Origin of the sequence: Microbacterium sp. NPDC089189 (assembly GCF_040685095.1) — a bacterium.
Lineage (GTDB): Bacteria > Actinomycetota > Actinomycetes > Actinomycetales > Microbacteriaceae > Microbacterium.
This window is the reverse complement of the sequence record NZ_JBFBHG010000022.1, coordinates 56,164-63,168: the sequence shown is the minus strand read 5'-3', so window position 1 is coordinate 63,168 and position 7,005 is coordinate 56,164. Positions and strand designations below refer to the sequence as shown.

Genomic DNA, 7,005 nt, shown 5'->3' with positions numbered 1-7,005 from the left:
GCATCACCGGCCACCCCCCACCTTGGCGCCGAGACAGCGGGTTAAACCCACGGTCTCGGCGCGAAAGTGCTGTCTCGCGGGTCGGTGGGGCGGGGTCAGTGACGGCGGGCGGCGCGCTCGTACTGGGGCGGCCAGGGGGCGGTGACGCCGAGTTCGCCGGCGGCCCGCAGGGCGAAGTGCGGGTCGCGGAGCCACTCGCGGCCGGCCATGATCGCGTCGGCATCGCTGTCGGCGAGCACCTGCTCGGCCTGTGCGCCGGAGTCGATGAGCCCGACCGCGCTCACGGCCAGACCGGCATCGCGCACCTGACGCGCCAGCGGCACCTGGTAGCCGGGGCCGACCGTGATCTGCTGGTGGGCGACGAGACCGCCCGAGGAGATGTCGAAGAAGTCGGCGCCGGCCTCGGCGGCCCACTGCGCCACCTGCACCGTCTGCGCGATGTCCCAGCCGTCTTCGGCCCAGTCGGTGCCCGAGAAGCGCACGAACAGCGCGATCTCGGGTGCGGCACGTCGCACCGCCTCCACGATCCGGATCAGCAGGCGTGCGCGGTTGGCGAGGGGGCCGCCGTACTCGTCGGTGCGCTGGTTGGACAGCGGCGAGAGGAACTCGTGCAGCAGATAGCCGTGCGCCGCGTGGATCTCGACGACGTCGAAGCCCGCTTCGACCGACCGGCGCGCGGCGGAGGCGAAGTCGTCGACCAGCGTGTCGATCTCGGCGGGGGTCATCTCGCGGGGAGCGGCGTACCCCTCGAACGCGATCGCGGAGGGCGCGAGCGTCGGCCAGCCGCCCTGCTCCGCCGGCACCGATCCGGCCTGCCCGGAGAACGGCGACCAGGTCGAGGCCTTACGCCCCGCGTGCGCCAGCTGGATGCCGGCCGCGGCCCCGCGGCTCCGGATGGCGGCGACGATCGGCGTCCAGGCGTCGCGATGCGCATCCGACCAGATGCCGGTGTCCTCGGGCGAGATGCGGCCCTCGGGCGACACGGCGGTCGCCTCGGCGATCACGAGCCCGGCACCGCCCGAGGCGAACTGCGCCAGGTGCACGTGGTGCCACTCGCCGGCGAAGCCGTCCTGCGCGCTGTACTGGCACATCGGTGCCACCCACAGACGATTGCGCATCACGGCGCTGCGAACGGTGAGGGGACTGAACAGAGCGGTCACGGGTCTCCTCCGCGGGGATAGGGTGTCGCCATGACGGCGATGGAGTGGGATGCGGCGCACACGGGCCGGTCCCTGCGAAAGCCAACCGACGCCGATGACAAGTATTCCCGGGGTGTGGTGGGCATCCGCACCGGGTCGACGGCGTATCCCGGTGCGGCGGTGCTCGGCGTCGAGGCCGCCTGGCGCACCGGCACGGGGATGGTGCGCTACGTCGGACCGCGTCGAGCCGAGGACCTCGTGCTCGCCCGCCGGCCCGAGACCGTGACGGAGCCCGGACGCGTGCAGGCATGGGTCATCGGGTCGGGCACCGATGCCGCCGCTCGCGATGACGACGAGACGGCTGCCCTGCGCGCGCTCCTGTCGGGACCGGCTCCCGTCGTGGTGGACGCCGGTGCCCTCGATCTGGCGGTGGATGCGGCCGCGCCGGTCGTCGTCACCCCGCACCGGCGCGAGTTCGACCGGGTGCGCGCGGGCTGGGGAATCGCCGCGCTCGCCGCGGACGCGTCCGACGAGGCCCGTGCCGATGCCGTGCGAGACGTCGCCGCCAGGCTCGGCGCCGCGGTGCTGTTGAAAGGTGCCGTCACGATCGTCGCCGACCCGGAGGGCGCGGTGCGCTTCGTGCGCGCCGGAACGCCCTGGCTCGCCACCGCCGGCACCGGCGACGTGCTCGCCGGTGCCATGGGAGCCGTCGTGGCCGCCCGCGCGGCCGACGGCGCGCTCGATGCGGCGGCGTTGGCGGATGCGGCCGCCGCGGCGGCATGGCTGCACGGGCGCGCGGGGGTGGCGGCGGCATCCGCCCGCGGTGGGTCGGGCGGCCCGGTGACCGCGCTGGACGTCGCGGGGATGCTCCCCGGGATCGTCGCCGACGTGCTGGCGCTCGCCGGCCGCTGAGTCGGGCGCCCGCCGACCGGCCCGTAGGATGAGTCCGTGTCGAAGCGGGCGGTGCTGTGGATCGCGTTCCTCGTGGTCCACATCGGCGTTTCGGTTCTCGGGTGGATCATGCCCAACGAACCGATGGGCGATGTGTACCGCGTCTACGAGCCGTGGTCGTCGGCCTACCTCAACGGCGGCTGGTTCGCGCAGGTCGGTGCCGACGGCATCCAGACGAACGCCTACTACGGCTACGTGGGGCTGACCGACGCCTGGGTCTACCCGCAGCTGGCCATGCTCCCCATGCTGGCCACCTGGCTCTTCGCGTGGGCCGTGTCGTACACGCCGGCCTGGGCGATCATGGTCGCGCTCGTGGATGCGGCCGCGTTCGCGATGCTGGTCGGCCGCGGGCGTTCGCGGGGACGAAACACCGGCGCATGGTTCTGGCTGGCGTTCATCGCGCTGATGGGGCCGGTCGCCCTGTACCGGCTCGATGCGGTCACGGTGCCCCTCGGGATCGTCGGCTGCCTCTGGCTGGTGGGTCGCCCCTGGTGGGGGTCGGTGCTCCTCGCGGTGGCGACCTGGATCAAGGTGTGGCCGGCGGCCATCCTCGCGGCGGCGGTCATCGCCGTCCGTCGCCGTCTCGCCGTCGTCGGCGGGGCCGCGATCGTCAGCGCGGTGACCCTCGGTGCCGTGGTGGCGCTCGGCGGCGGGGCGTACGCGTTCGGGTTCATCGGCGACCAGACCGACCGGGGCCTGCAGGTCGAATCGCCCGTCAGCACCTTCTACCTCTGGGACCTCATGCTCGGCGGCGGATCGCGGGTGTTCTATAACCCCGACCTGCTGACGTTCGAGGTCTACGGCCCGTTCGTCGATCCGGTGATCTCGGTGATGACGCCGCTGCTCGTCCTCGCGGTCGTCGGCGTCGCGGCGCTGGGCGCGGTCAAGGCGTGGCGAGGGGCGAGCTTCGTCGCCCTGTTCCCGGCGCTCTCGCTCGCGCTGGTCACGGCGTTCATCGCGTTCAACAAGGTCGGTTCGCCGCAGTACATCGTGTGGATCAGCGTGCCGCTCGTGGTGGGTCTGGTGCTCGACCGGCAACGGTGGTGGCGTCCGGCCGTGCTCGGGCTGCTCATCGCGGGTGCCACGCAGATCATCTACCCGCTGACGTACTTCGACCTGCTCGTCGCGATGCCGTATCCGGTCGTCGTCATCACGATCCGCAACCTCCTGCTCATCGTGCTCGTCGTCTGGGCCGTCGTCATGCTCGCGCGGGTGCGCACCCGCGGACACGCGCGCCGACCGGCGGTCACGGTCTGAGTCCGCGCGGACCGCGCCCGCCCCATCCCACGAAAGGCATGATCATGCTCCTCGCATTCTCCGTAGCGCCATCCGGTACCGGTCGGGAGGACGGGTCGGTCCACGACGCCGTCGCCGCCGCCGTCACGGTCGTCCGTGAGTCGGGCCTGCCCAACAAGACCTCCAGCATGTTCACGGAGCTCGAGGGCTCGTGGGACGAGGTGTTCGACGTCGTCAAGCGCGCGACCGAGGCCGTCGAACCGTTCGGCTCTCGGATCTCGCTCGTGATCAAGGCCGACATCCGTCCCGGGTACGAGGGCGAGATCGACGCGAAGGTCGATCGCCTGGAACAGGCGATCAAGGAGTCCGCGGACTAGCTCGTCAGCCGGCGTCGGCCGGTTCGAGGGGTCGCACCTCGGCCGGGGTCTTCGACGTCTGCGCGATGTGAGCCCGGAAGACGACGACGGCGGCCACGACCATGATCGCGGCGCCGAGCCAGTAGGGCGCGGCGTGGGACACGGCGGCGTAGAGCGCGGCGGCGATGAGCGGTGCGACGGTCGACATCGCCGCGTTGAGCGAGTGGGTCGCGCCGCCGAGCCACCCCTGCTCGTCGTCGCCCACGGCGTTCGACAGGGCACCGTCCATCGCGGCCTGCGCGGCGCCTTGGCCCGCCGCGAGCATGAGTGCGCCGACGATGAACAGCCACGGCTGGGCGAGGATCGAGGCGACGAGCGCAAGCCCGATCAGACCGGTGGCCTGCGCGATGATTCCGCTGATGATGACGCCGCGCTCGCCGATGCGGGGGAGCAGGATGCCGAGCAGCACACCCTGGATGAGGATGTCCACGACGCCGATGGCTGCGGTCATCAGTCCGATCGCGGTGGGGCCCCACTGGATGGAGTCGAGGGCCAGGACGCTGAAGTTGTTCACGAAGAAGCCGAACGGCAGGGCGATCAGCGCGAGGCCGATCAGAAGTCCGCGAAGCTCCTTGCGGCCGAACGCATTCGTGAAGACGGCGAACGGCTGGACGTCGCGCAGCGCGATCGATCCGATGCGGTTATCGGGCTTCAGGCTCTCGGGCAGCAAGAAGATGCTGAGCACGGCGACGATGAGCGATGTCGCGGCTGTGACGAAGACCGGGAGCTGCAGGCTCATCGCGGCCAGCAGCCCGCCCACAGCGGGCCCGATCATCATCCCGATTCCGGAGAGCGCTCCGAGGATGCCGAAGCGTCTGGCGCGTTGCTCCGGCGGAGTGATGTCGGCGAGGTAGGCGAAGAGGGCGGGCAGGTCGCCGGCCGTCACGCCCTGGATCGCGCGCGCGAGGACGAGCACCCACAGGGCACCGCCGAGGCCGAACAGGCTCATGGCGAACGCGGCGCCGAAGGCGGCCGCGATGATGACCGGCCGGCGGCCGAAGCGGTCGGAGAGGCGGCCGAGGAAAGGCGCCACGAGGAAGGCGCAGAGCCCGTTGATCGCCTCGAGCACGCCGACCCAGATGGCCAGGTCGCTCTCGTGTGAGACGTACTGCAGCACGACGAAGGGGAGAACCGGCAGCACGACGGTCATCCCGATGACCGTCAGCATCGTCAGCACGATGAGCATCACCCAGGCGCGCTGGTCGACGCGCGCAGCAGGGCGGGATTTTTGTGGAGTCATGCCATAACTGTATCGGTACCACTTTCGGAGTCAAGTGGGTTTTGTATCGAGTTGTCGATACGATGGCGTCATGTCGACATCTGAGCCGATCGGGCGGCGCGAGCGGAAGAAGGCAGCCACGCGGAAGGCGATCTCGGACGTCGCGACGAGGATGTTCCTCGAGCGGGGTTTCGACGACGTCAGCATCCGCGAGGTCGCGGATGCCGCCGACGTCTCGCCGACCACGGTGTTCGCCCACTTCGCGCAGAAGGAGGCGCTCGTCTTCGACGAGGACGACGAACAGCGCGATCGCCTCGTGTCTGCCGTGCGCGAGCGACCGGCCGGCGTCACCGTGAACCGCGCGCTCTACGATTTCTACGCGGCCGAGATCGCCCTGAACGTCGAGGAGCACGGCGACGAGGTCGCGCGCACGTTCATGGCCTTCCTCAACGAGACCCCGGCACTTCGTGAGTACGCGGCGAGGATGTGGCTGCGCCACGAAGGCGCCCTCGCCGATGCCATCGCGGACGAACTCGGACTGTCGGCACCGACGCCCGAGATCCGGGTGTACGCCCGCTTCGTGCTGCAGATGCAGACGCTCGTCAGCGAGAGCGACGACCAGCGGGCCTCCCTCGAGGCCGGCTTCGCGATCCTCGACGGCGGCTGGTCGCCGATCGAGAGCCGGCTCGCCGAGGGGCTGGGGTGAACGCCCCCCAGCTGACGCCAGGGCGCGGACCCGGGCTGGCCGAATCGATTCGACAGGGGCCCGCCCGCGGACTACCCTGAGCCGGTGACCTCTTCGACACTCACGAAGGGGGCGGCGAAGTGGGCGCTCCTCTCGCTCGCCATCGGCAGTTTCGGCATCGGCATGACCGAGTTCACGGTCATGGGGCTCCTCCCCGAGATCGCCGAGGGGCTGCTGCCCTCCGCCTGGGCGGCGAACCCCGATGACGCGATCGCGCAGGCGGGGTGGTTGATCAGCCTGTACGCCCTCGGTGTCGTCGTCGGCGCGCCGACGATCGCCGGCTCGATGGCGCGGTTCCCGCGGCATCGCGTCATGGTGGTGCTCGCTCTCGCGCTGACCGTGTTCAACGCCCTCACCGTGCTCGCCCCGACGTTCGAGCTGGTCGCCGCATCCCGATTCCTCGCGGGGCTGCCGCACGGCGCCTACTTCGGGATCGGCGCGCTCGTCGCCGCCGACGTGCTGGGCCCCGGCAAACGCGCGCAGGGCGTGGCCTTCGTACTCACGGGGCTCACGGTCGCGAACGTCGTCGGAGTGCCGCTGGGCACCTACCTCGGCCAGGAGTACGGCTGGCGCCTCGCCTTCGCCGTCGTGGCGGGGATCTTCGCGCTCGCGACGCTCGCCATCACCGTCTTCGTGCCCCGCACGCCGGGTCAGCCCGGGCGCACGCTGCGCGCCGAGCTCGGGGTCTTCCGCATCGGGCAGGTGTGGTTCGCGCTCGGCATCGGCGCCATCGGGTTCGGCGGCTTCTTCGCCGTCTACAGCTACGTCTCACCGATGGTGACGGAGGTGGCGGGGGCTCCCGCGCAGGTCGTCCCGCTCGTCCTGGTCATCATGGGCATCGGGATGACGATCGGCAATCTGTTGGGCGGCCGGCTGTCGGACATCGACCTGCGATCGACGTTGCTGTGGGGCCTGCTCGCGCTGTCGGCGACGCTCGTGGTCCTCGCCCTCACCGCCTCATCGATCTGGATGCTGGGCGTCCTGGTGCTCGTGGTCGGGATCCTGTCGGCGGGGCTCAGCCCCGCCATCCAGACCCGGCTGATGGATGTGTCGGGTGACAACCAGTCGATCGCCGCGGCCCTCAACCACTCCGCGCTCAACATGGGCAACAGCCTGGGCGCGTTCCTGGGCGGTCTCGTGATCACGGCCGGATGGGGCTTCACCGCCCCCGCGTGGGTCGGGGCGCTGCTGACGCTGGGCGGCCTGGTCGTCGCGCTCGTGGCGTACGCCGTGCAGCGCCGCCGCGGTCGGCCGGTGCAGCTCAGCCCCGCCGTGCACGAGCCGGTGCCGTTCGACTAG

At 71.1% G+C, this 7,005-nt stretch carries 7 protein-coding genes; 5 read left to right on the top strand and 2 right to left on the bottom strand.

The genetic code is table 11. The features are described 5' to 3' along the window. Positions 1-95: 95 nt before the first annotated feature. The gene (locus tag AB0N73_RS12965; protein WP_363564095.1) at positions 96-1,160 is read right to left on the bottom strand and encodes an NADH:flavin oxidoreductase/NADH oxidase; all 1,065 of its coding nucleotides are present in this window, start codon (positions 1,158-1,160) and stop codon (positions 96-98) included. A 30-nt stretch (positions 1,161-1,190) separates the two neighbouring features. On the opposite strand from AB0N73_RS12965, the gene AB0N73_RS12960 reads away from it, so the two are divergent. The 3 genes from AB0N73_RS12960 to AB0N73_RS12950 are packed head-to-tail and all read left to right on the top strand — an operon-like array spanning position 1,191 to position 3,703. Then, positions 1,191-2,051, top strand: coding sequence for an ADP/ATP-dependent (S)-NAD(P)H-hydrate dehydratase (locus tag AB0N73_RS12960; RefSeq protein ID WP_363564093.1), 861 nt, complete (start codon positions 1,191-1,193; stop codon positions 2,049-2,051). Between the two features lie 36 nt (positions 2,052-2,087). Further along, positions 2,088-3,347 carry a hypothetical protein gene (locus tag AB0N73_RS12955; RefSeq protein WP_363564091.1) on the top strand — a complete coding sequence of 420 codons (1,260 nt, stop codon included), beginning with the start codon at positions 2,088-2,090 and terminating at the stop codon, positions 3,345-3,347. Positions 3,348-3,391: 44 nt separating this feature from the next. Then, a complete protein-coding gene (locus AB0N73_RS12950; protein WP_363564089.1) occupies positions 3,392-3,703 on the top strand; it encodes a thiamine-binding protein in 312 nt (103 codons plus the stop codon). A gap of 4 nt (positions 3,704-3,707) precedes the next feature. Here the strand turns inward: AB0N73_RS12950 and AB0N73_RS12945 are convergent, their stop codons facing one another. Next, a complete protein-coding gene (locus AB0N73_RS12945; protein ID WP_363564087.1) occupies positions 3,708-4,982 on the bottom strand; it encodes an MFS transporter in 1,275 nt (424 codons plus the stop codon). Between the two features lie 70 nt (positions 4,983-5,052). Between AB0N73_RS12945 and AB0N73_RS12940 the strand changes: the two genes are divergently transcribed. Then, positions 5,053-5,667, top strand: a complete 615-nt coding sequence (locus AB0N73_RS12940) for a TetR/AcrR family transcriptional regulator (RefSeq protein ID WP_363564085.1) — start codon at positions 5,053-5,055, stop codon at positions 5,665-5,667. A gap of 84 nt (positions 5,668-5,751) precedes the next feature. Then, a complete protein-coding gene (locus AB0N73_RS12935; RefSeq protein WP_363564083.1) occupies positions 5,752-7,005 on the top strand; it encodes an MFS transporter in 1,254 nt (417 codons plus the stop codon).